Origin of the sequence: Arthrobacter sp. (assembly GCF_031179985.1) — a bacterium.
Taxonomy (GTDB): domain Bacteria; phylum Actinomycetota; class Actinomycetes; order Actinomycetales; family Micrococcaceae; genus Arthrobacter.
On sequence record NZ_JAPSHJ010000008.1, the window covers coordinates 62,500 to 85,541 of the forward strand.

At 62.0% G+C, this 23,042-nt stretch carries 25 protein-coding genes; 11 read left to right on the forward strand and 14 right to left on the reverse strand.

Annotation, left to right across the window (positions count from 1 at the left end; all coding sequences use genetic code 11):
* Window positions 1-76 precede the first annotated feature (76 nt).
* The 3 genes from RIN13_RS05880 to RIN13_RS05890 all read right to left on the reverse strand — a co-directional run bounded on the left by RIN13_RS05880 (window position 77) and on the right by RIN13_RS05890 (window position 3,931).
* Window positions 77-2,071, reverse strand: a complete 1,995-nt coding sequence (locus RIN13_RS05880) for a TIM barrel protein (protein ID WP_309106406.1) — start codon at window positions 2,069-2,071, stop codon at window positions 77-79.
* On the reverse strand, window positions 2,071-2,952 hold the full coding sequence (locus RIN13_RS05885; protein WP_309106407.1) for a shikimate dehydrogenase: 882 nt from the start codon (window positions 2,950-2,952) through the stop codon (window positions 2,071-2,073). Before RIN13_RS05885 ends, RIN13_RS05880 begins: the two co-directional genes overlap by 1 nt.
* Before the next feature lie 127 nt (window positions 2,953-3,079).
* Window positions 3,080-3,931, reverse strand: a complete 852-nt coding sequence (locus RIN13_RS05890; RefSeq protein WP_375164729.1) for an IclR family transcriptional regulator — start codon at window positions 3,929-3,931, stop codon at window positions 3,080-3,082.
* Window positions 3,932-4,148: 217 nt separating this feature from the next.
* Between RIN13_RS05890 and RIN13_RS05895 the strand changes: the two genes are divergently transcribed.
* On the forward strand, window positions 4,149-5,468 hold the full coding sequence (locus RIN13_RS05895; protein ID WP_309106408.1) for an MFS transporter: 1,320 nt from the start codon (window positions 4,149-4,151) through the stop codon (window positions 5,466-5,468).
* Between the two features lie 112 nt (window positions 5,469-5,580).
* Here RIN13_RS05895 and RIN13_RS05900 read toward each other — a convergent pair whose 3' ends face one another.
* Window positions 5,581-6,654, reverse strand: coding sequence for an ATP-dependent DNA ligase (locus tag RIN13_RS05900; protein WP_309106409.1), 1,074 nt, complete (start codon window positions 6,652-6,654; stop codon window positions 5,581-5,583).
* Between the two features lie 129 nt (window positions 6,655-6,783).
* Here RIN13_RS05900 and RIN13_RS05905 point away from each other — a divergent pair, with 129 nt between their 5' ends.
* Both RIN13_RS05905 and RIN13_RS05910 read left to right on the forward strand, forming a co-directional pair.
* On the forward strand, window positions 6,784-7,812 hold the full coding sequence (locus RIN13_RS05905) for a TIGR03885 family FMN-dependent LLM class oxidoreductase (RefSeq protein WP_309106410.1): 1,029 nt from the start codon (window positions 6,784-6,786) through the stop codon (window positions 7,810-7,812).
* Window positions 7,809-9,503, forward strand: coding sequence for an alpha-amylase family protein (locus RIN13_RS05910; RefSeq protein ID WP_309106411.1), 1,695 nt, complete (start codon window positions 7,809-7,811; stop codon window positions 9,501-9,503). Before RIN13_RS05905 ends, RIN13_RS05910 begins: the two co-directional genes overlap by 4 nt.
* 13 nt (window positions 9,504-9,516) lie before the next feature.
* Here the strand turns inward: RIN13_RS05910 and RIN13_RS05915 are convergent, their stop codons facing one another.
* Window positions 9,517-10,215 (reverse strand): hypothetical protein, encoded by a 699-nt coding sequence (locus tag RIN13_RS05915; RefSeq protein WP_309106412.1) that lies wholly within the window; start codon window positions 10,213-10,215, stop codon window positions 9,517-9,519.
* A gap of 209 nt (window positions 10,216-10,424) precedes the next feature.
* Between RIN13_RS05915 and RIN13_RS05920 the strand changes: the two genes are divergently transcribed.
* A complete protein-coding gene (locus tag RIN13_RS05920; RefSeq protein WP_309106413.1) occupies window positions 10,425-10,661 on the forward strand; it encodes a hypothetical protein in 237 nt (78 codons plus the stop codon).
* 46 nt (window positions 10,662-10,707) lie between these two features.
* On the opposite strand, the gene RIN13_RS05925 is transcribed toward RIN13_RS05920, so the two are convergent.
* The 4 genes from RIN13_RS05925 to RIN13_RS05940 form a co-directional block, all read right to left on the reverse strand.
* Window positions 10,708-10,995 carry a MoaD/ThiS family protein gene (locus RIN13_RS05925; RefSeq protein ID WP_309106414.1) on the reverse strand — a complete coding sequence of 96 codons (288 nt, stop codon included), beginning with the start codon at window positions 10,993-10,995 and terminating at the stop codon, window positions 10,708-10,710.
* 31 nt (window positions 10,996-11,026) lie between these two features.
* Window positions 11,027-12,136 (reverse strand): exo-alpha-sialidase, encoded by a 1,110-nt coding sequence (locus RIN13_RS05930; RefSeq protein ID WP_309106415.1) that lies wholly within the window; start codon window positions 12,134-12,136, stop codon window positions 11,027-11,029.
* Window positions 12,137-12,190: 54 nt separating this feature from the next.
* Complete coding sequence (locus RIN13_RS05935) at window positions 12,191-12,391, reverse strand: hypothetical protein (protein WP_309106416.1); 201 nt, start codon at window positions 12,389-12,391, stop codon at window positions 12,191-12,193.
* Window positions 12,392-12,659: 268 nt separating this feature from the next.
* Window positions 12,660-13,184 (reverse strand): N-acetyltransferase family protein, encoded by a 525-nt coding sequence (locus tag RIN13_RS05940; protein ID WP_309106417.1) that lies wholly within the window; start codon window positions 13,182-13,184, stop codon window positions 12,660-12,662.
* 74 nt (window positions 13,185-13,258) lie between these two features.
* Here RIN13_RS05940 and RIN13_RS05945 point away from each other — a divergent pair, with 74 nt between their 5' ends.
* The 4 genes from RIN13_RS05945 to RIN13_RS05960 all read left to right on the forward strand — a co-directional run bounded on the left by RIN13_RS05945 (window position 13,259) and on the right by RIN13_RS05960 (window position 17,147).
* Complete coding sequence (locus RIN13_RS05945) at window positions 13,259-13,762, forward strand: universal stress protein (protein ID WP_309106418.1); 504 nt, start codon at window positions 13,259-13,261, stop codon at window positions 13,760-13,762.
* A gap of 298 nt (window positions 13,763-14,060) precedes the next feature.
* The gene (locus RIN13_RS05950; RefSeq protein ID WP_309106419.1) at window positions 14,061-14,408 is read left to right on the forward strand and encodes a metal-sensitive transcriptional regulator; all 348 of its coding nucleotides are present in this window, start codon (window positions 14,061-14,063) and stop codon (window positions 14,406-14,408) included.
* A gap of 76 nt (window positions 14,409-14,484) precedes the next feature.
* Entirely contained in the window at window positions 14,485-14,715 is a 231-nt protein-coding gene (locus RIN13_RS05955) for a cation transporter (protein WP_309106465.1), read from the forward strand.
* 68 nt (window positions 14,716-14,783) lie between these two features.
* A complete protein-coding gene (locus tag RIN13_RS05960) occupies window positions 14,784-17,147 on the forward strand; it encodes a heavy metal translocating P-type ATPase (RefSeq protein WP_309106420.1) in 2,364 nt (787 codons plus the stop codon).
* A 17-nt stretch (window positions 17,148-17,164) separates the two neighbouring features.
* Here RIN13_RS05960 and RIN13_RS05965 read toward each other — a convergent pair whose 3' ends face one another.
* The gene (locus RIN13_RS05965) at window positions 17,165-17,437 is read right to left on the reverse strand and encodes a DUF2277 domain-containing protein (protein WP_247048560.1); all 273 of its coding nucleotides are present in this window, start codon (window positions 17,435-17,437) and stop codon (window positions 17,165-17,167) included.
* Window positions 17,438-17,678: 241 nt separating this feature from the next.
* On the opposite strand from RIN13_RS05965, the gene RIN13_RS05970 reads away from it, so the two are divergent.
* A complete protein-coding gene (locus RIN13_RS05970) occupies window positions 17,679-17,948 on the forward strand; it encodes a WXG100 family type VII secretion target (protein ID WP_309106421.1) in 270 nt (89 codons plus the stop codon).
* Window positions 17,949-18,002: 54 nt separating this feature from the next.
* On the opposite strand, the gene RIN13_RS05975 is transcribed toward RIN13_RS05970, so the two are convergent.
* On the reverse strand, window positions 18,003-19,082 hold the full coding sequence (locus RIN13_RS05975; RefSeq protein WP_375164730.1) for a DMT family transporter: 1,080 nt from the start codon (window positions 19,080-19,082) through the stop codon (window positions 18,003-18,005).
* A 72-nt stretch (window positions 19,083-19,154) separates the two neighbouring features.
* Here RIN13_RS05975 and RIN13_RS05980 point away from each other — a divergent pair, with 72 nt between their 5' ends.
* Window positions 19,155-19,703, forward strand: coding sequence for a CGNR zinc finger domain-containing protein (locus tag RIN13_RS05980; protein ID WP_309106422.1), 549 nt, complete (start codon window positions 19,155-19,157; stop codon window positions 19,701-19,703).
* Between the two features lie 23 nt (window positions 19,704-19,726).
* On the opposite strand, the gene RIN13_RS05985 is transcribed toward RIN13_RS05980, so the two are convergent.
* From RIN13_RS05985 to RIN13_RS05995, 3 genes are all read right to left on the reverse strand, one after another.
* The gene (locus tag RIN13_RS05985) at window positions 19,727-20,101 is read right to left on the reverse strand and encodes a hypothetical protein (protein WP_309106423.1); all 375 of its coding nucleotides are present in this window, start codon (window positions 20,099-20,101) and stop codon (window positions 19,727-19,729) included.
* A 68-nt stretch (window positions 20,102-20,169) separates the two neighbouring features.
* Window positions 20,170-20,760 (reverse strand): hypothetical protein, encoded by a 591-nt coding sequence (locus RIN13_RS05990; protein ID WP_309106424.1) that lies wholly within the window; start codon window positions 20,758-20,760, stop codon window positions 20,170-20,172.
* A gap of 54 nt (window positions 20,761-20,814) precedes the next feature.
* Window positions 20,815-22,167 carry an MATE family efflux transporter gene (locus RIN13_RS05995; RefSeq protein WP_309106425.1) on the reverse strand — a complete coding sequence of 451 codons (1,353 nt, stop codon included), beginning with the start codon at window positions 22,165-22,167 and terminating at the stop codon, window positions 20,815-20,817.
* Between the two features lie 154 nt (window positions 22,168-22,321).
* On the opposite strand from RIN13_RS05995, the gene RIN13_RS06000 reads away from it, so the two are divergent.
* A complete protein-coding gene (locus tag RIN13_RS06000) occupies window positions 22,322-22,756 on the forward strand; it encodes a DoxX family protein (protein ID WP_309106426.1) in 435 nt (144 codons plus the stop codon).
* Window positions 22,757-23,042: the final 286 nt, after the last annotated feature.

The window sequence follows — 23,042 nt, forward strand, 5'->3', positions numbered from 1 at the left end:
TACGTTTCGGCCGTGAAATTCTCTGGCACAGCAACCTCCTTCGGGTTATCGGTGTTGGCTCGGACAAGGGGTGGTGCTAGCGGGAACGCTTCATTTGATGCAGGTGGTCGTATTGGACGGCATGCCTGACAGGGGCGTTGGGCGCGCCGTAGCCGTCATAGGCGCCGCGGCGTTCCACCATTTCGAAAAACACGCTCCCGACGGTGGCCGTGTAGAAGTGGAGGAACTCCCCGTCAGCATCCCGGTCGTAGAGGAGGTTGAGTTCCCGCAGGGTGGCAAGGAAATCCGGCTCAAGCGCGAACCTGGCGTCCAGGTCCTCGTAGTAGTTGTCCGGGATGTGGAGGAACTCCAGGCCTCGGTCACGGCATTCCTTCGCGGTGGCCACGAGGTCGGCGACAGCGAAGGCAATGTGCTCCTGGTACGTCCGCCGAAGGCGACTGCTGCCGCCGTACCTGCTGTCCTGTTGCCCGCCGTCCTGCTGGAGAAGCGGGGCAAGGTTCAGCACAAGGCGCACCGCGCGGTCCTCAGTAAGCATCACCTGCGAACGGACCAGGCCTGTAGGGCTGGGAACCTCCGCATACGGCTGGGGCTGCAAGGCCAGCGCGCTGGTGTAGAACAGAACGGCTTCATCGAAGTGCTGCCACGGCTGCGCCAGGTTCACATGGTCAATCACGGCACCTGTTGTGGGGGATCCGGATCCTCCACCTGACGCTCCTAAAGCAACCGGAAACTGGTGAGTTGCCTGCTCGTCGCCGAATTCGGAAGTCCACGCCGCCGTTCCATCAGGGTTGCCCTGGCAGAGGAAGATCTCCGTGGAGTCCGGCGCAGCGAACCCCTGGAACACCTCCTCATTGGCCTGGCTCTTACGCGGCACGGCCGGGGCCTTGAGCTGCTGGGCGCGGGCGGAGGCAAGCAAGGGTGAATCGACGTCGAATCCCAGGGCGGCAATGGTGGGCGCGACGCTCAGTGGCCCCGATGCACCCGACGCGGGTTCTTCGTTGATGATCACGCGTGCGTGCCCCATAGTCCACAGTTGCACAGCCTTTGTGCGGTGGCGTCCGTTGAACTCGAAACCCAGCTGGCCCAGGACCTTTTCCAGCCCGGCCGCGTCCCCTGCCCTGACTTCGGCAAAGTTGAAGCCCGCAGGTTCAGCCACCTTCGGGAGGGTTGCCAACTCCATGGGATAACGACGGCGGACAGCGGCCCCGCTCACTGCAGGTGTGCCGCTGCTGTTGCCAACCCGTGGGTGGATATCAAGCCACTGGGCACTTTGCTCTTCCAGCCAAATGAGGGAGCGCATGGCATCAACAGCGGTGCGCTCGACGTCGGACTGGCGGAAGACGTCGTTGAAGACTTCGAGCGAGACAGGGCCCGCGTATCCTGCCCGGACAACATGACCCATGAATTTGGCGAGCTCAAACTGACCCTCTCCGGGGAAGACACGGTAGTGCCGGCTCCAGGAGAGTACGTCCAGGGAGAGCTTGGGCGCGTCGGCTACCTGGACGAAGAAGATTTTGGCGGGGTTGATGCCTTCAATCGGAGCCGTATCCCAGTCGCGGGAGAGGATGTGGAAAGAGTCCAGGCACGTCCCCAGGTTTGGATGGTCCACCGCCTTGACCAGCCGGTGGGCATGCTCGTAGTCGTTGACATACTTGCCCCAGGCCAATGCCTCATAAGCCACTTTGACGCCGTAGTTTCCCGCAAGCTCCGCAAGGCGCGACAGCTGCTCTGCCCGGAGGTCGTCGTCGTCGATGGTGGCTGTGGCGACGTTGGTGCAGGCCAGCATGGTGTCCATGCCCAAGCGGGACATGAGCTTGAACTTCGCCTCAGCGCGGCGCAGGTTCCCCGGAAGCAGGTCCTCGTTGACGCTGTCGAAATCGCGGAACGGCTGATAAAGGTCCAACGTCAGTCCGAGGTCTGCGGCCATGGTCCTGACGTCCTCAGGGCTCAGCGGCGAGGTCACCAGGTCCTGTTCGAAAATTTCAATGCCGTCGAAACCGGCAATTGCACACGCCTGCATCTTCTCCTTCAGCGTCCCCGACAGGCACACTGTAGCGATTCCCGTGCGCATCAGACGGTCACCCCTTCCGCGGCCACAAGCTCCAGGAAGTGGGCACGCATCCGTTCCGCATCGGCTTCGAGTCCGGTGAAGATCCGGAAAGAATCTGCTGCCTGACCCACCGCCATCCGCCCGCCGTCGAGGACATCGCAGCCCTTGGCCTTGGCTTCACGTACGAGTTCGGTTTCGATCGGGCGGTACACGATGTCTGCCACCCAGTGGCGGGATTCCAGGAGTGACGGCTCCAACGGCGTGCCGGGATGGGCGGCCATGCCGGTGGGAGTGCAGTGGACCAGGCCGTCCGCCAGCAGCATTAGCCGCGGCAGCTCCGCCGTCGTCCGGGCGGTGATGGTCCTGTCCGGGAAGAGAGCGGAAAGCTCGACGGCGCGTTCGGCGCACCGCGCTGTGTCCATATCCACGAGGTCCAGCGTCTGGGCGCCGGCCATCAGCAGCGCGTACGCGACGGCGGAACCAGCCCCGCCGGCTCCAAGCTGGACCACCCGGCTGAGTTTGGCATCGGGAAGGCCCGAGGATAGGGCTGCACCGAAGCCGGAACAGTCGGTGTTGTGACCGATTAAGCGGCCATCCCTGATTACCACGGTGTTCACGGCGCCCAGCTTTCGGGCGTCCGGCGACACTTCATCAAGATGATCCAGAACCAGTTGCTTGCAGGGATGGGTGATGTTGAGGCCGTTGAAGCCGAGGCGGAAAGCTGCCGTCAGCAATTCGCCGACTGCCGCGGCCGGGACGTCGATTTCGCCCAAATCGATGGGGCGGTAGAGATAGCGGAGGCCTTGCCGGTCACCTTCGCGTTCATGCATGAGGGGCGTCAGCGAGGGCATCACACCGTCCCCTATGAGTCCTACGAGAAAGGACTCTGCTCGATTGCTCATCCGGTTAGCTCCTTTGACAACACCACGCGGCCGCTTTGACGCCGCAGCGTCGGCTCACGCCGGGTGGTACGAGTTACAGTACAGGAAATGTTCATATGATGCACTCTTGTTCTTATCCCGAACAAAGTTAGCGTTCGGGCAGGCGGGCCGCGAGTTCAGCGGCTGCTTCCTGAAGCACAGGCACAAGGGCCACCAAGGCTTCCTGGTTGAGCCGGAACACCGGAACGGCTGTGGCCAGCGCCGCAAAACCGTGGCCCTGGGAATTGAAAACCGGAACGGCGACGGCGCGCATCCCGAGCTCGTTCTCCTGATCCATGGTGGCGTAGCCGCGCTTTCGGACCAGGTCAATTTCCGCTCGAAAGGCATCTCGGTCGGTGATGGAGAACTCCGTCAGCGGCGCCAGTTCCAGGCTTTCAACAAGTTCCTTGCGGGTGGCTTCGTCAGCAAAGGCCACCAAGGCTTTCCCCACGGCCGTGGTGTGAAGCGATCCGAGATGTCCGGGGTCGCTGGTAACCCGGAACGTTTGCGGACCGTCCACCTTGTTCACCGTCAGGTGATGCTTTCCATCGCGCACCGAAAGGATTGTGGCCTCGGCCGTCAATTCGGTAACTCTGCGCAGGATGGGCAGGGCGGTGCCGGCGAAGCCGTGATGATTGGAGACCCGCTGGCCGAGCTGGAAGACCCGCAACCCGAGATGGTAGCGACGGCCCTCCGGTTCGTAGTCCACAAACCCGTCCCGCGTGAGCGATCCGAGCAGCCGGTAAGTGGTGCTGAACGGGAGCTCGGCCCGGCGGGAGATCTCGGCAGCACTGGCACCGCGTGGCTCGTCCCCAAGCAGTACCAGCAGGCCGAGCGCCTTCCCGACCATATCCGTGCGCGAATCATCCTTGCCTCCCTTCAATGCCCTGACAGCAATGCCTCCCTTGGCGTCCGCGGTTCCATTGGAGGCATCATGGCCTGTGTTTTGACTCACACTCATAGCTCGATGTTGCCACATAGTGAGAGCTATTGCTAGATCATGAAAGTTTTTCTTGACAGGTGACTGTGCTCACATTCATGCTTGCTGTATCGCAACAGTAGCTCTCACCATGTGGCTACGGGTCTTCCCAAAGACCTCGCGGCGCCCCACACTGAACCGGTAGCCGTTGAGAAGCGCATGATTCATCCGCGACATAGTCGTCACGCAAAGGAACACCATGAGCCAGACCCTCCCGTCCAGCACGCCGGACGTCTCAGCACCGGCCGGGACCCCCAAGAAAGCAGCCATTGCAAGTTTCCTGGGCAGCGCCGTCGAGTACTACGACTTCTTCATCTTCGGTTCTGCCGCCGCCCTGATTTTTCCCACCGTGTTCTTCCCCGATGCCGACGCCAACGCGGCCATCATGTCCTTCGCCACCTTCGGCTTTGCCTATGTGGCACGGCCGGTAGGTGCCGTCATCCTGGGTCACTTCGGCGACCGTGTGGGCCGGCGGAAAGTACTCATGTTCACCCTCCTGCTGATGGGTGCCTCCACGTTCCTGATTGGATGCCTGCCGGACTTCAACACTGTGGGCTGGTGGGCCCCGGCCCTGCTGGTGGTGGCACGTCTCTGCCAGGGGCTCTCCGCAGCTGGCGAGCAGGCCGGCGCTTCCTCCATGACACTGGAGCATGCACCTGACAACCGCCGCTCCTTCTTCACGTCGTGGACTCTCACCGGTACCCAGGGCGGCCAGATCCTTGCGGCCCTCGTCTTTATCCCGGTCCTCGCCCTTCCTGATGAGATCAAGTACGGCATCGGCTGGCGGATTCCGTTCTGGCTCAGCGCAGTGGTGGTTGTGGTGGCCTTCTTTATCCGCCGCACGCTGCACGAGCCGCCGGCCTTCGAGGAAGCCCAAAAGAATGCCGAGATCTCCAAGCTTCCTGTGGCTGACCTTCTCAAGTCACACTGGCGCGACGTCCTCCGGGTTGTTGCCTGTGCCTTCATCGCCGCAGTATCCACGGTGTTCGGTACCCTTGCGATCAGCTATGCCAAGACCGTCGCCGGCGTAGACGGGACCACCACACTGTGGCTCGTGGTCGGCGCCAACCTGGTGGCCCTCGGCACGCAGCCCCTGTTCGGGCAGCTTGCCGACAGAATCGGCCGGAAGCCGGTCTTTATCTATGGCGCACTGGCCAGTGCGGTGCTGACGCCCGTATTCCTGCTCAGCCTCGAATCCGGCAGCGTGCCTCTGATGTTCCTTGCAGCCATCGGCTTCTTCTCCTTTGGTTACGCGGCCTCCAACGCCGTCTGGCCCTCCTTTTACGCCGAAATGTTCAGCACCAAAGTAAGGTTCTCCGGCCTGGCTATCGGAACCCAGCTCGGCTTCCTTATGGCAGGCTTTGCTCCGGCCATTGTTGCGGCTTTGGGCGGCATCAAGCCCGGCGGCTGGGTGCAGATCAGCATCTTCACTGCCGTCATCTGCGTCATTGCCGCCACCTCGGCGCTCACTGCCAAGGAGACCTTCCGGGTGCCCACAAAGGAGCTCGGCCTCAAGTAGCCTGCTCCGCCGTCGTGACCCTGTTTCCTTGCGAAGCTCACGGCACCACGGCGAGTCGTCGGCCTAAAAGGTCAGTTCAGCCTCAAAGAAGGTCACGACGGCGGTCCAGCGGTTAAATCTTGGTAGCCAGCACCTCGGCCAGATCATAATTAACGGGTTCTTCAAGCTGGTCATAGGTGCAGGACCGGGGATCCCTGTCCGGGCGCCAGCGCACGAACTGCGCCACATGGCGGAAACGCTCGCCTTCCATGTGGTCGTACGCAACTTCGAGGACGCGCTCCGGCCGGAGGGGCGTGAACGAGAGGTCCTTGCCCGCACTCCACCGGCTGCCCTCAGCCTTGCGCGGGGTGCGTTTGCCTTCCTCCTGCTTGGCCCAGGCCCAGGGGTGGTCATCGAAGTCGGTGACCAGGGGCTGCAGTTCCTCGAAAAGTTCCTTGCGGCGCTTCATGGGAAAAGCGCCCACCACCCCAACACTCGCGAGTACGCCGTCGTCGTCATAAAGCCCAAGCAGCAGGGAGCCGATGAGGTCCGTTCCGCTGGTATGCACGCGATAGCCGGCCAGGACGCAGTCAGCTGTGCGGGCGTGCTTGACTTTGAACATTGTCCGCTTGTCCGGCTGGTACTTGCCGTCCATCGGTTTGGCGATGATGCCGTCCAGTCCTGCACCCTCAAACTGATGGAACCATTGCTCGGCCCTCATCTTGTCGTGGGTGACGGCGGTGAGATGAATCGGGGCGTTGGCACCGGAAAGCGCCTCTTCCAGGGCACTGCGCCGTTGGGAGAACGGCTGGCTGGTGAAGTCCTGGTCCTCCAGGGCCAGCAGGTCAAACGCCACAAACTTCACGGGCGTCTGCTCGGACAGCAGCTTTACCCGGCTCGCGGCCGGGTGGATCCGCTGCTGGAGGGCATCAAAGTCGAGCCGGTCCCCGGACGGTCCAACCAGGATGATTTCGCCGTCGAGCACGCAGCGCGTTGGCAGGTTGGCTTTCAGTGCTTCCACCAGTTCAGGGAAATAGCGGGTCATCGGCTTGCCGTTGCGGCTGCCGATTTCCACGTCCTCTCCGTCGCGGAAGATGATGGACCGGAATCCGTCCCACTTCGGCTCGTAGCTCATGTTGCCGTCCGGGATGGCTGTGACGGATTTGGCGAGCATGGGGGCGACAGGGGGCATGACTGGCAGCTGCATGAGGCCCATTCTTGCCCGGACACCCGCTCAGCGCTACCCCCGTTGCCACATCTGGACCCAGCAACAAAACGGGGCAACAGAGGCCCTGAAGTCCTCGACATCCGCCGGGCAGCGACGTAGACCTTAACGATGGCTACCTTCGGATTTCACGCATCGCATGAACAGATCAGTCCAGGCCAGTTGCTGAAAGACGTTCAGCTGGCAGAACAGGCCGGGTTCGACGCCGCAATGTGCTCGGACCATATCGAGCCCTGGTCAGCAAGCCAAGGGCATTCCGGCTTTGCGTGGTCCTGGCTTGGGGCAGCCCTCGCCACCACATCCCTTCGCTTCGGCGTGGTCACCGCACCGGGCCAGCGCTACCACCCCACGATCATTGCCCATGCCTCGGCAACTCTCGCCGACATGTTTCCCGGCAGGTTCTGGCTGGCCCCCGGGTCCGGCGAAAACATGAACGAGCACGTCACCGGTGATCCCTGGCCCCCGAAAGAGTTACGCCAGCAACGGTTGGAAGAGTGCGTTGAGATCATTCGTCGCCTGCATGCGGGTGAGGAAGTCACGCACCACGGGGTGGTCACGGTGCAACAGGCAAGGCTCTGGGATGTTCCGGAGATCAAGCCCTTGCTGATCGCGCCTGCCGTGAGTGTGGACACTGCGCGTCGTTCCGCGGCGTGGGCTGACGGGCTGGTCACCGTCAACCAGCCCGCTGAAAAGCTCCGGGAAATGCTTGCGGTGTACCGGGACAACGGCGGCCGCGGTAAGGCAGTGCTTCAGGTGCATCTGTCCTGGGCGGAGCGGGAAGAAGATGCCGTGGCCATCGCCCTGGACCAGTGGCACTCGAACGTCTTCTCGCCGCCGGTGATCTGGGACCTGCCAACAGCAGCGCATTTCGACGGCGTCAGTGCGGCCGTGGGAGAGGAGCAGATCCGCAAGGTGGTGAACGTCTCCGCAGACACAGCCCAGCATGCAGCCTGGCTGCAGGCATACGTGGACCTTGGCTTCGACGAGTTGTATCTGCACTTCGTCGGCCAGCATCAGGAACCGTTCATCAACACTTTCGCCGAGCGGGTCCTGCCCGAACTCCGGGGATCCAACGCCCGCTCGCTGAATTCGGTCCCTCCTGACCGCTCTGTCACCCTCGACCAGGAGGTTTCGCCGTGAGACTCGCTCAAACTTCTGATCTCTGGTGGAAGAATGCCGTGATCTACTGCGTGGACCCCGAAACTTTCTTCGACAACGACGGCGACGGCACCGGCGATTTCGGCGGCCTGACCCAGCGTGTGGACTATCTGGCCGCTCTGGGTGTGAGCTGCATCTGGCTCATGCCCTTCTATCCCTCCCCCGACCGGGATGACGGCTATGACGTCACCGGCTTCTATGGTGTGGATGCGCGCCTGGGAACGCTGGGGGACGTGGTGGAGTTCATCAGGGCAGCCAAGGACCGGGGAATGCGGGTCATTGCCGACTTTGTCATCAACCACACCTCTGACCAGCACCCCTGGTTCAAGGAAGCCCGCAAGTCGGTGGACAGCCCGTACCGAGACTACTACGTCTGGCGCAGCGATCCTCCGCCTGACACTTCTGACCAGGTGGTGTTCCCCGGAGAGGAAACTGCCATCTGGACCCAGGATTCAGCCTCGGGTGAGTGGTACCTCCACATGTTCGCCAAGCACCAGCCGGATCTCAACGTGGCAAATCCCAAGGTCAGGGACGAAATCGCCAAGTCCATGGGCTTCTGGCTCCAGGTTGGACTCGACGGTTTCCGGCTGGACGCAGTTCCCTTTTTCCTCGAGCTGCGTGGAGAACCCGAGGACGAGGCAGCAAGGACCGATCCCCACGACTACCTGAGCGCCCTGCGCAGCTTCCTCAACAGGCGCAACGGGAGCGCAGTACTGCTGGGAGAGGTCAATCTGCCCTACAAGGAGCAGCTGAAATACTTCGGCGGGCCCGAGGGCAACGAACTGAATATGCAGTTCGACTTTCTGACAATGCAGAACATGTACCTCTCCCTGGCACGGGAAGATGCGCGTCCCTTGGCGAAAACGCTGGCTGGCCGGCCAGCCATCCATCCGGACAACCAATGGGCAATGTTTGTACGCAATCATGATGAACTGACCCTGGACAAGCTCAGCGTTACCGAACGCGAAGAGGTGTTCGCAGCCTTCGGACCGGACGAGGACATGCAGATGTACGGGCGGGGACTTCGCCGCCGTCTGCCCACCATGCTGAACGGTGATCCGGCCAGGATCCGCATGGTCTATTCGCTGCTGTTCTCCTTGCCGGGCACCCCCGTGCTCTTCTACGGCGAGGAAATCGGCATGGGCGAAAACCTAGAGATCAAGGGACGGGGAGCAGTCCGCTCCCCTATGCAGTGGAACGACACCCAAAACGGCGGCTTTTCCATTGCTCCCGCAGACCAGCTGGTGGCACCCCTCGTCGAGGGCTACTTTGGGCCGAAGAACGTCAACGCGGCCGGGGCCAAACGCGATCCCGGCTCGCTATGGAACTTCATGGCCACGCTCATCCAGCGCTACCGCGAAAGTCCGGAGTTGGGCTGGGGCCGTTTCGAGGTGATTGAGCAGCCGCATCCACGGGTTCTGCTCCACCGCTGCACCAGCGATGGTTCCACCCTGGTTCTTGCCCACAACATGGGCTCCCAACCTGCGGCACTGATAGCCAGCGTGGCATCACCTAATGAGCCCGAACGAAGCTACGGGGGGACGGTCCTGCTGGACCTGCTGGACGGGGAGGACATCGAAGTGGAGGACGACGGCGGGTTCGAACTCCAGTTGGACCGTTACGGCTTCCGGTGGTTCAGGCTCCAGCACCCGCAGGACCGCCGGATTCTGTAACCGCGGCGGGTTCCTAGACGGCGATCAGGTCGCCACCAGGCAGCGCCCGGGAGATGGGCCCCGTCTTCTGAGCTCGCAGAAGGGGCCACACGACGTCGTGTCCTCCAACCTGCAAAATCAGGCCCTGGGGACTGACTGGACGGTACAACACCTGCCCAGTCGGCCTTCCAACCTCCGGGTTTTCTATCGCGACGTCGACAAGTTCGTTCGGTTCACCCTCTCCGGCAGGAGCCAGATACGCCACTACCGAGCTGCCTTCAGGGAAGGCCCGGCCATAAGACGAAAGATCGCTCTGGACGGGTTGAAAGAACTCAATGTAGGCCCGCCCGTCGGTTCCTGGCTGCAGTTTCCCCTTCACCGCCTCGGTGACGTTCACTATCAGTACGATGGACGTCGTCCCCTCCGCCTGGTCATTTTGCGGGTAGTAGAGCGTTCGGCCCTCCCGGACGCCCGCGACCGTTCCGGCAATGACCAGCCCGCTGGCTTTCGCCAGTTCAGCCGGAGTTTGAAAGGGATCATAGTCAGCATTCGGGCCGTTGCTCGCGAAGGCGGTGAGCGTATCCTCCTCGGTATATGCCTCCAGCGCTTCGGAAGCGGACGCGCCTGAACTCGGCGCAGTTGGCGTGCCCGGCGCCGCACATCCGGCGAGCAGCAGGACCGCCGCAACCAGCCCCGCCAATAAGCCCCTGCCCTGCTCTTTGAACCCAGTCACCGTTTTCCCCCTGCCAGTCCCGTTCCAGCGCCATTGCCCTGAAGTGTCCGGCAGCACCAAAAAGGTTTCAAGTTTGCGGAAACCCCAGAAACAAGTGAGGCGCAGAAAGCTAACCCAGCGCTTACCGACGTGAAACGCCTTGGCAATAATGGGGCGGCACACTGGAAGTGCCGGAACAGCCGGCGCCAGCTCCAACCAGGAGGCCAGCAATGTTGAAGGAAGCCAGAGCCCACATAACCCGCGTTCGTGCCCTCGACCAGTTGCATCGTGGCGACGAGATTGAAGCCCGCCTCTCAGTAGGTCCCGGCTATGACGACGTCGTAATCCGCCGAGGGAGGGTTCAGGAGACAGCGCCAGGGATCGGCGTCGTGTGGATCATGGACCACGTCAGCGGAATGCGTAAGGCAATCAGCGCAGATGAATGCAGTGTGTGGCGGGTTGCTTGAGGCACTTTGCGGCTTCCGTTGACAGCTCAACCCTTCCGCCGGCAGCTCAGCCGCCGGCCACGGACTGGATGACCAGCACTTCCTGGCCAGCAGCCACCTTTGTATCAAGACCCTGCAGACGCCGGACCTCATCCCCGTTCACGTAAATATTCACGTAGCGGCGGAGGGCACCGGTTTCATCCCGCAGCCGCCTTCCGAGCACCGGATAATCCCCGGTCACCACGTCCAGCAGCGACGCCACAGTAACCGCTCTGTCTACGGGCGCAGTCAGTACGGACTGCCCGCCGGCGAGTGGCTGCAGAACGCTGGGCAACAGAACGCTGATCTCAGTCATTGACTCACCTTAGGAATCCTCGCCTGGTTCCTTACCCCGTCTGGGCAACTACCGCGGCCCGCACGCACAACACGTCGGGCAAATGCGATGCGACCTCGGTGAACGTTTCGCCCTCATCGGCACTGGCATAGACCGAACCGCCGCGGGTTCCGAAGTACACCCCGGCGGGTTCCGCGGAATCCACGGAGGCAGCGTCACGGAGCACCGCGTTGTATTCGCCGTCCGGCAACCCGGAATCCAAACGTTTCCAGGAACTGCCGGCGTCGTCGGTCCGGTGCACGGCGAGGTTTCCATCCGGCGGAATTCTCTCGCCGTCGGCCTTGAGGGGAACCACCCAGGCGGTACCCTCCCTGCGCGGATGCGACAGCATCACGAATCCGAAGTCGGCCGGGAGCCCGTCCGCGATGGACTCCCACGAGTCTCCGTTGTCATCCGTCCGGTAGACGCCGTGGTGGTTTTGCGCGTACAAGCGGCCCTCGACGGCGGGATCAGCAGCTATCTTGTGGACGCATTGACCGAATTCAGGATTGGGATCCGGCATGAAATAGGCGGAAATACCCTTATTCCTGGGCTCCCAGGAGCTTCCGGCGTCGAGCGAGCGGTAAACACCCCCGGTACTCATGGCCACATGAACGTTGTCCCCGGATGGATTGACCACGATGGAGTGGGCGGCCGCGCCACCGTAGCCGGCTCCCCATTCTCCACGGTGGGGATGGTCCCACAGCCCCCGATTCAGCTCGAAGTGCTCGCCGCCGTCGGTAGATTTCCAAACCGAAATGGGCTCGGCACCAGCCCAGACGACACCCGGACGGGAGTCTGCATCAGGGTAAATCTGCCAGATACGCTCCAAGGCCGCATCGGTGCCCTCGGGAAACTTTATGGCCCCTTGCTCGGGCTCAGTCCAGGTTTCACCAAGGTCATCGGAATGGGCGACGGTTGGTCCCCAATGCTCAGAGCGAACACCCACCATGATCCTGGTCCGGGCGTCCCGAGTGTCGATTCCGATGCTGGGAATCTCACTCATGAGGAAATGGGGGCCGGAAAGAGACCATTGCTTCCGGTCCGGGCTGTTGGCCAGCCAGAGGCCTTTTTTGGTTCCGATCGCCAAGAGATAACGTTCTGCGGTTGCCATGCCCACCATGCAACCACTCCGGCCGGAAGGAGGCAATGGTTTCCAAGCACCTGCGGCGGCAGATCAGTCGACGAACTCCGATTGCGTCTCGATGAAGTCCCAGTCGGCTTCAGTCAGTACATTCCTGGGCGAGCCGGGGTGCGGTCCGCCTGCTTCGGCAATCCCCTGAAGAACCGGAAGCGGGAGTTCCTCGGCCCGCAGATTCTCGCGGAGCCATTCTTTGCTGTCAAGATCCAGATCAAGCCACCACATAAAGATTTGCATCAATGCCCACCTCTCCTATGCCTCAACGTTAGGCCCGTTGGCGGCAGCGGACAATGTCCCGGCAGGACAACTATCCGGAACCGGACGCTGCCTAAGCCTGCTGTCCAGTGCCCTCGGATTGGTCCGGATTGCAGGCGTCCAGCGGAGTCGAGACCGCAATCCGGCGGCCGCCATCAGGAGCGGTGACAAGCTCGTATGGTTTGTTACCCGTTGCCTGCACATCGTTTTTCCAGGACAATTCACGACGCTGATTCCTGTCACTCCACGCCTAGAGCCGCTTCTGGAAGATCACCGTGTCCCGCCACTGGCCCGCGAACGGCCCGTGATTCATCAGGGCGATTCGCTCCATCCGCCCCACCTCCCGGAAGCCGGCTTTGTGATGCAGGGCGATGCTTCCTGCATTCTCCGGGAACACAGACGCCTGGATGCTCCAGTAGCCGAGGTCACGCGCGCATGCGCAGAGAGCTTCCAGCAGTGCCCGGGCTACTCCCCGTCCACTGGATTCGATATCTACGTAAACGGAGTAGTCCACGACACCTGAGTAGACGGGGCGGCTCGATGTGGGGGCCGCAGCCGCCCAACCCATGATGCCGCCGTCGTCCTCTGCCACAAGACTCAGGCCCGGGATCCGCCGGCTGTAAAAGTCATCTTCAGTAGGGGTGGTAGCGTCAAACGTGGCATTGCCACCTAAGATGCCGGCAGCATAAATACGCTCCACCGACGACCAATCGGAACGGGACATCTGCCGCACGCGGATACCGGAGGACGCCTGGAGTATTTGGACTGCAGTCATAGCTCCATTATGCACAACATTGACAATCGTCGATATTGCTTTTCAAGCTGGATCGACAGGGCCACAATGAGGGTATGTCCCCGGAACCTTCCAACAGCCAGCCCTTGGTGGTCGGCGTCCTTCCCGGACAGCACCCTGAGGTGCTGAATACGGCCGCCGCCCTGGCCGTGAAGCTCGATGCTCACTTGATCTGCAGTTACGTGGACGAGGCAAGCTACCTGGTGGAATGGGATCCTGCCCGCTCCGCTCACAGGCTGTCCTTGCACCCCGACGCGGACGACGCCGAAATCCGCTCTGTGACAGAGGATTTGCAAACCAGGGTATCCGCCGCTTGCGAGGACAAAGGCATTACGTGGTCCTTGCGGATCCTTGCCGGTGATCCCGCCCGCGCTCTGGGCAGGCTGGCCGCAGAGGCCCATGCTTCCATGATTATCGTGGGAACCAGTGAACGTGGACTCGTTCACAGAATCTCCGAGGTGCTTAACGGTTCGGTAGCCGCCTGGCTCAGCCACCATCAAGAGCACCCTGTCCTGGTTGTGCCTCCCCACCTTGGGGCGCACAGGGAACTCCCGGAATAGCACCCCCACCAGTCCGCTCACTTAACTTGCACTCAGTCAGCGCGGGTTATCTTGGTCTCCCCCAGGTCTCTGAAGCGCAAATGTAAATAAAGTGAAAGTAGTAATTCTCGGTGCTGGCATGCACCGACGTCGGACAGTATGCTGGAATTCGCAGGCACAAAGAAGAGCCTGCCCATAGACGGCTCCGGAGTGCGTATCCCCCAATAACGCACTCCGGAGCTCCTTTTTGTCCAACGATCGGTGCACATACCCCTAGGGGGTACTTGACCCATACCCCCATGGGGTATAGCTTGATTGTATGAACGCACCTGAAGAAGCTGTCACGGGCCTTGCGGACGCAGAGTCTCAGCATCAACACGGCTACACCTCCAATAAGGAGGCGTATTTGCGCCGGCTCAAGCGCATCGAAGGGCAGGTCCGCGGAATCGCGCGGATGGTGGATGAAGACAAGTACTGCATTGACATCCTGACTCAGGTTTCTGCTGTTACGAAGGCCTTGCATGCCGTCAGCCTTGGATTGGTTGAGGAGCACATTGGGCATTGCGTCGTAGGCGCCGCTGGTGAGCCTGACGCTGCTTTGCGTGCAGAAGCCATCGAATTCAAGGTCAAGGAGGCCACCGATGCCATCGGGCGCCTGCTGCGGTAGCGGCAATCAAACCCATCACACCATCCGGCTGATGAACCACAGCACGCCGGCTGACTCCAACGAGAAGGACCCAACCATGAGCCCCGTTTCCACCATCGTCAACGTATCCGGCATGACCTGCGGCCACTGTGTCTCAGCCGTCAGCGAGGAACTGGAGTCATTGGACGGCGTGGAAAACGTCGACGTCGACCTCAACGCCGGAGGCATCTCCACCGTCACTGTGACTTCCGAAAGGGAGCTTTCGGCGTCGGAGGTCGGAGAGGCTGTGGCGGAAGCCGGATACCTGGTAGTGGCTACTAACGCCTGAGAGCATACGGCTCCCGCGATTCCGCCACGCCCGCTTCAGCCTGAACCACCAATCCCCGAGGACACACCGTGAGTAACGAGCAACTGCTGAACCAACCCGGAAGCCGGGTGATTGAACTTGATATCCAGGGGATGACCTGCGCGTCCTGCGTCAGCCGCGTGGAACGGAAGCTCGGCAAGCTCGACGGCGTGGAGGCCTCAGTCAACCTGCCGCTGGAGTCCGCCCACGTCACAGTTCCGGACGGCATCACAGACGAACAGATCACGGCCCAGGTAGCATCGGCGGGTTACAAAGCGAGCATCCGTCGGGCAAGGCGTTCAGGCAGCGTCGAGCCCGAAAGAGACGAGGTTTCGGTTCCGACCGAGCATGCCGGGCATGTGACCGGTGGGGGCGCGGAGGTTCTCAAACCCAGACTGATCGTCGCGGCCATCCTGACCGTCCCGGTGTTCGTGATTTCGATGTTTCCGGCTTTCCAGTTCGCCAACTGGGGCTGGGTTGTGGGTGTTCTCGCTCTGCCTGTTGTCAGCTGGGCCGCCTGGCCTTTCCATCGGGCTGCCGCCATCAACGCCCGCCACTTCGCCTCCACCATGGACACCCTGGTTTCCATCGGAGTTATTGCCGCCTACGTCTTCTCGGCCTGGCAATTGCTGATGGACCCTCGTATGACCGAACACGTCGGCATGGCGGAGATGGAAGCAGGCGGGCTCTATTTCGAAGTCGCGTCAGTGGTCACCACCTTCCTCCTGCTCGGCAGGTGCCTGGAAGCGAATGCAAAGCAAAAAGCCGGGGATGCCCTCCGGGCGCTGATGAACCTGGGCGCCAAGGATGCAACAGTGCTCGAAGGTGGAGCCGAATACCGCATCCCAGCCGACCAACTCGTGGTGGGGGACGTTGTCGTCGTCCGGCCGGGCGAGAAAATTGCCACTGACGGCGAGGTGATTGATGGAGTATCTGCCGTTGACGCCTCCTTGGTCACTGGCGAATCGGTGCCGGTGGAGGTGGCTCCGGGCAGTCTGGTTACGGGTGCCACAATCAACACTTCCGGGCGCCTTTTGGTGCGTGCCACCCGTGTGGGCTCTGAGACCACCTTGGCCCAGATGGGACGGCTCGTTTCCCAGGCCCAGACCGGAAAAGCGCCAATCGCACGCCTCGCGGACCGAATCAGTTCCGTGTTTGTACCCGTCGTTCTGATAATCGCAGCAGTCACGTTCGGGCTGTGGCTGCTGGCTGCCGGTCCCCAGATCTCAGACCACGAGGTACGGGCAGCCTTTACGGCCGCCGTCGCAGTCCTGGTCATCGCATGCCCCTGTGCCCTCGGACTCGCAACGCCGGTCGGACTGCTGACAGGCACTGGCCGCGGGGCTCAGCTGGGCATCTTGATCAGGGGCCCGCAGGTCCTCGAGGACACCAGGACAGTGGACACTATCCTGCTGGACAAAACCGGAACGGTCACCACGGGTCAACTTGCGGTGGACTCGGTGCAGGCATTCGGCGCACTTTCAGAAGCAGACGTTCTGCTCATGGCCGGCGCTGTGGAGGCTGCGTCAGAGCACCCGATCGCCCATGCCATTGCCGCCGCGGCGCGCTCTACTGTTGGAGCCGGACGGCCGGCTGACAGCACTTCACTTCCGACGGGTAACGACGACGCTGGCCGGTTACCCGCCGTCGAGCACTTCGCCTCCGCTCCCGGCGGAGGAGTCCTGGGAACGGTTGACGGACACAAAGTGTTGGCCGGCCGCACCGGTTGGCTCCAGGAGAACGGCATGTCTGTGTCTTCGGCGCAGGGGAACGCCCTCAGGACCGCCGAGGAGTCGGGTGCCACCGTCATCTGGGTGGCGGTGGATGGAGAAGTGGCAGGCATTGTCGCCCTGCGTGACACCATCAAGCCCGGTTCCGCCGTCGCCATCGAGCGGCTGCGGAACCTCGGCTTGCGCCCGGTCCTGCTGACCGGCGATAACACTGCCGTGGCCGCTCAGGTGGCTGCCGCCGTCGGGATTCATCCTGACGACGTGTACGCGGGCGTTACACCCGAGGGGAAAGTCGAGGCTGTCCGCCAACTGCAGGCTGCCGGCGCAACAGTGGCCATGGCCGGCGATGGCGTGAACGACGCCGCTGCACTGGCACAGGCTGATCTTGGCATTGCTATGGGTTCGGGAACCGACGTTGCCATCGAGGCGGCAGATCTCACCGTGATGGGTAACGACCTCGGGCAGGTGGCCCAGGCAATTGAGCTCTCGCGACGCACCCTGTCCACCATCAAAACGAACCTGTTCTGGGCGTTCTTCTACAACGCGGTGGGGATCCCGGTAGCCGCCTTGGGCCTCCTTAACCCCATGATCGCGGGCGCAGCCATGGCTGCCAGCTCCGTGCTGGTGGTGGCGAACTCGCTGAGGCTGCGTCGTTTCGGCGCTGCGGATTCCCAACCCGGATAAGGTCTACACGACGGGGATCAGGCGGTGCCGTAACGGATGGCAGCCTTCGCCCTCGCTTTGGCAGCTTCTTCGGCACGGTCCTTCGCCGGGGCATGCGTCACCAGGGCGTCGAGGAGGTGCTCAGTGATGTGGGCGATCTCGTGCACAGCCCGGTTGAAGGCCTCTTCATTGGCCTTGGACGGCTTGGTGCTCCCGCTGATCTTGCGCACGTACTGGAGCGCGGCGGCCTGAACCTCATCCGGTGTGGCGTGCGGTTCAAAGTTATGCAGGGTCCTGATATTGCGGCACATAGCTCCATGCTAGGCTCTGGAACGCCTAGGATCGACCCCGAAGCCACGTCCACGCCCCTCATCCGCCACCCGGATAACACGCAATGCCGGCAAGAAATGGGGAGCAGTGTATGGGGAGCGGTGCCCATCGACACTCTTTGGGATGCGGGATAGCTTCTAGGTAATGGATCTTCCGGATCAGCCGGAGGCCGCTGGGGATGCCGATTGTTGAATCGAATCCGTTGAAAAGAAGGAGATAATCATGGCTATTTGGGGTGCAGACGTACAGTCGCTGCGGGAATTGGGCAACAAGCTGCAGCGGGGATCAGAGGAGATCCGGAACACCAAGTCTCAGCTTACGAGTGCCGTCCAGGGCGTCGACTGGAAGGGCCCGGACGCCGAGGCTTTCAAGAACGACTGGAACGGGGAGCACACCGCCGCGCTGAGCAAGGTCATTCAGGCGCTTGACGAAGCCGGCCGGAAGGCAAAGAGCAACGCCCAGGCTCAGGAAAGCACTTCCAACGCCCACTAGGCTTTAAAACAGGATGGCCCGGATGCACAGCATCCGGGCCATCCTTTTGTCTGCCTACTTTTTTGCCAGTGATTCGGGAGCGGTGCGGCACAGAGGTTCGACGTCGTTCGCGTGGTCGAGAACCTTGGCAGCAACGGACGCCGCCGCATCAGGCTGCACCTGGGAGGCGAGCCGGAGCTCGTCCAGCCGGACAAGAATCACGCCGCCCACAATCAGGGCGCCGCCCAGCAGCTGGATGGGACCGGGAAGTTCACCCAGCAGCAGCCACGCCCAGATGACAGCGAACAGCACTTCCGTCAGCGACACAAACGAAGCAACTTTTGAGCCCAGGGCACGGGCAGCCATAACGCCGGAAACGTACGCAAGCACCGTGGCGAGAACCACCAATCCCGCCACCGATACCCACCAAGGCGTGACCCAGGGACCAAGTTTTGTGTCGGCGGTGCTGAAAGCCATGGGCAAAAGTCCGGTCGCGGCGGCGAGCCACATCAGGGCCGCGCCTACCAGCAGACCGCTTGAGGCCAGGACGATCGGAGGCAGCGTGTCGTTCTCCTTGGCCGTGATGAAAAAGTAGATGGCAAGGCAAACAGCCGCCGCCAGCCCCCACAGAACTCCGACGAAGTCGATTTTCACAGCTCCGGTGAGATCCAGGACGAGGACCAGTCCAGCCAGGGAGAGCAACGTGCCGGCAATCGTCAGAGGCCGCGGACGGCGGCGGCTGGCAACCCATAGCCACAGCACGATCAGCACTGGTGCCAGGTATTCGAGCAGCAGGGCAACACCTACCGAGAGTCTTTCGACCGCGTTGAAGTAGAAGAGCTGGCAGGCGGCCACACCGATCAACCCGAACAGCAGAATGGTGATCCAGTTGTCCTTCAGCTGATGCCAGCGGCCGCGAAGCGCCGGGATGGCAGGGATCGCGAGGATCAGGGCCGCTCCTGTAAGTCGTGCCGTAACAGCGGCGCCGGGAGTCCATCCCGTTTCAAGCAAAGCTTTGCCGAACGAACCTGAAAGGCCAAAAACTGCTGAGGAAAACAGGGCAACTCCCAAGCCGGAAGCCAGAAAGCCCGTGGCCGGCCGTGGCTGGCGTGCGTCCTTCGCGGTGGCCGGGATGGAGTTGTTTGCGGCAGGCACAGTCTGCCTCCTGTCAGGAGTAAAGTGGGGTAATGGTCATTACATTACGCTCAGTCCCAGTAAGGGGTCAAGGTGATCTTTGCCCCTGACACAGAGGTGGCTCTCCGCACAGTCGTCAACCTCATCAACAGCGCTGCCAATGGCGAGGAGCATCTGGCCACCGTTGAGCAGCTGGACGCCTTCCTGGAAGCTGAGGGGTTCAGCGGTTCCAGAACCCGTAACGCGGCCGAACTGGCCAGCATCCACGAGCTACGGACGCAACTGGCTGAGGTGTGGGAGGCAGACGAGGACACCGCCGTCGCCACTGTTAACCGGCTGCTGCGTGAGGCGAACGCCCTCCCCCAACTGATCAAACACGATGGCTGGGACTGGCATCTCCATGCCACCACGCGAGAGGCGCCATTGTCAGACAGGATGAGTACGGAGGCGGCAATGGCCTTGGTGGATATCATTCGCAGCAAGGAAATGGACCGGATGCTGGTATGCGCCGCGGAGGATTGCGACGCCGTGGTGCTGGACCTCAGCCGCAACCGCTCAAAGCGCTACTGCGATACCGGAAATTGCGCCAACCGGGCGCATGTTGCGGCCTACCGCGCCCGCCAGGCTGCGACAACCAGCTGACGGATCCGTCCGGACGGAGAGCGCTACAGCCTGTCGGCTTCCGGCCCGTCGGAGGTTTCAGCGCCCGTGGCTCCGGAAGCACTGTCCCCTGAACCTGCACGGTAGCCACCATGACCGCCGGGTTTCTTGGAACTGAGATTCACGCCGGATCCTTTACCCAGGTGCTCGGCATTGTCCTTGTAACTCATGGACAGCATGGCGGCGATGACGAGGGTAACGATGAAAGCAATGCCGGCGCCGGTCAGGGCGAGATCAAAACGGGGCGAGCGTGAGCTTCCCCCCGAGGCGAAGATGAGGACAGCAATAAACGCCACCACAGCCCAGAACGCAGAGAACATCAGCGGTCCCTTCACCGAGGTCCGCAGGTTGCGCGGCTCTCCTGGTTTCTGGTCTGGCACGATGATTCCTCCACTGACTTGTCGTCACGTTCAACACAAAAATTTCTACACGAGGTAGAAGCCTGTTCCTAGTTTACGGCCTTTGCGGAAACAGCACGCGCATCGTAGCGGAGCGTCAGTCCGGCCAGGATCCACAGAACACCGGAAATAATGGCGCCTCCTCCCGCGACTCCCAGCAGGGCGTGCGCGCCGAGGGAGATGAAGAACGGCAATGCGACTGCGGTTCCCAAGCCAATAACGCCCGAAATGCCCCAGTCCCGCCCCAGTGGATGCCGGCGATAGCGGATACCGACATAGAGCTCAACCGCCCCCACAACAGTCAGTGCCAGTGCGGCAAATACTCCGAACATCAAGTCCCCGGGCAGGAACAGCAAAGCAACTCCGGCTCCGGTCATGATTGATGGACCTGCCGCAAGGAGCCGGCCCGGCAGTTCGTCCCGCCTGAAACCGGTTTTTCTGACCGACCACAGGAGCGCCAGTCCCGTTGCCACCAGATACAGCCCTCCGGCACCGCCAAGGACGAGCACTGATGGCTCGGCCCAAAAGATGGTCACCGCACCGAACACCAGCGCAACACTTGCCCTCGTGAGAACCGGCTTCCAGAGGTCGGCCGAGGGGACAGGGGCAGCAGGTCCGGCAGGAGTTGCGGGTAGAGTCACGGGTCCAGTTTAGTGCGGCCAGGAGGGCGTCTGAACCGGACTCGACCCCGTGGGTCAGTGTGAGCCAAGGACCATCCAGCGGTCGCCGCGGGCTCGCAGTGCGAGTGTGACAGCTCGGGCCAGCATGTAGCCCAGCGCAAAGGCAACCCAGAGCCATACCAGCCCCGCCACGCCGTCGGCCGCCCAGAACGCGACAGCCAGCAGCATCGGCACATAAAAGACCAGATTTACGACGCCGGCAATTGCCAGGTACTTCGCATCGCCGGCACCGATGAGGACTCCATCGAGAACGAAGACGTATCCGGCCAGTGGCTGCCCCACGGCGAGGACCCACAAGGCCAGCGTCAGGGCTGAGCGGACATCGTGGTCGGAAGTGAACAAAGCGCCAGCCCAGGGGGCCGCTGCCGCCAACAGGATTCCCGTCAGAACTCCAAACCCGACACCCCAACGGACCATGGTTGCCGTAAACTGCCGCGCTTTAGCCGCCCGGGCAGCACCCAGTTCCTTGCCGATCAGGGCCTGTGCGGCTATGGCGAGGGCATCGAGTGCGAAGGCAAAGAAGGTGAAGATGGTCATGGCCAACTGGTGTGCAGCCAGGTTTACGGGTCCTTGGGAAGTGACAACCAGAACGGTCGCCAGGATGGCCACACGGAGGCTGAGCGTCCGCAGCATCAACCAGGAACCGATCGTCGTCATGGCTCGAATACCGCTCCAGCTGGGAAGGAGGGAGATCCCGTGCTGGCGCCCTTTTCGTTGAAGCTTGACCACATACACGAGGGCCATGGCCCACTGCGCAATGCTTGTACCTACGGCCGAACCCATCACTGACAAGCCCAGGCCATACACCAGCACAAGGTTCAGGACGATGTTCAAACCGAACCCCGCAGTAGCCACAAGTAACGGCGTTCTGGTGTCCTGCAGGCCGCGCAGAACCCCGGTTCCCGCAAAGATGAGCAGCATGGCGACAAGTCCGGGCATCGACCAGCGCAGGTAGTCAACAGCGAAGTCCAGGACTGCTCCGCGGGCTCCCATCAGTTCCAGAACCGGGGTTGCGAAGGCAGACCCCGCGGCAGCAAGGATGGTCCCGAGTCCAACAGCAAGCCACACTCCATCACGTCCGGCAGCCAGTGCCTTCGGGAGTTTCCCATCGCCGATGGCCCGTGCCACCGCTGGAGTCGTGGAGTAGGCAAGAAAAACCATCAGACCCACTGCCGTGTGGAGAACCGCGGACGCCAGTCCCACTCCGGCAAGCTCTGCCACGCCCAGGTGTCCCACAATGGCGGAGTCCGCAAGGAGGAACAGCGGCTCGGCGATCAAAGCCCCAAACGCGGGCACTGCCAAACGCAAAATCTCACGGCGGTGACCGGTGACTGGCTCGGGCCGGGTCACGGAAGGCGTTTTTGGCACGGATTTAGCCTAGCGGCATGCTTTGCGCCACAGTTAACCGAAATTTAGTTGACAGTTCAAGTATTGATGGGGAAGACTCGGAGGCTGAAACAACCGCAAGGCTTAGCAGTCAATCAAATGACGGTGCGGCCCCCTACGAAACGGTGACCAGAATATGAACCAGTCCACCCTGACCACAACGGCCTTGACCGCCCTGCGCGTTATCGCAGGTTTTCTCTTCGCTGCCCATGGCTGGCAGAAGTTTAATGAGTTCACCATCACTGGAACCCAGGCTTCCTTCGCGAAGATGGGCGTTCCCGCTGCCGATCTTGCCGCCCCCGTTGTGGCCTCCCTGGAACTGGTGGGCGGAATTGCCCTCATTCTTGGTGCCCTGACCCGCGTCTTCGCAGCCCTCTTGGCTCTGGACATGCTCGGTGCTCTCGTCCTGGTTCACGCCCCCGCGGGTGTCTTTGCTGCTAATGGCGGCTACGAGCTGGTTCTGCTCCTGGCAACGGCCGCCGCTGCTGTTGCCCTGACCGGCGCCGGCAGACTTTCAGTGGACAACGCCACCTTTGGCCGGAGCAGCAGCAAACTCAGCGTGCTTGCTTAGCCTGCTTTAGCCCCTGCGGGCCTGGCCTCCAGTGGACAAGCCCACAGGCCAGAACTACGACGACGGCGGCCCGGTCACCATTGCGGTGGCGGGGCCGCCTTCGCCGGTTAAACGCTCCCGCCAAACCTTCCGATCCAGGGCCCGGGGCGATCGTCAAATGTGCGATCAGAAACAAAAACTCACAGGAATGAACCAAAAGGCCTTGACGTTTGAAACGATCCACTGATAAACCTTGGTTCCAATGCATGGTGGTCCCGCGCCATTCCGATGCCACAGGTCTCCCCCA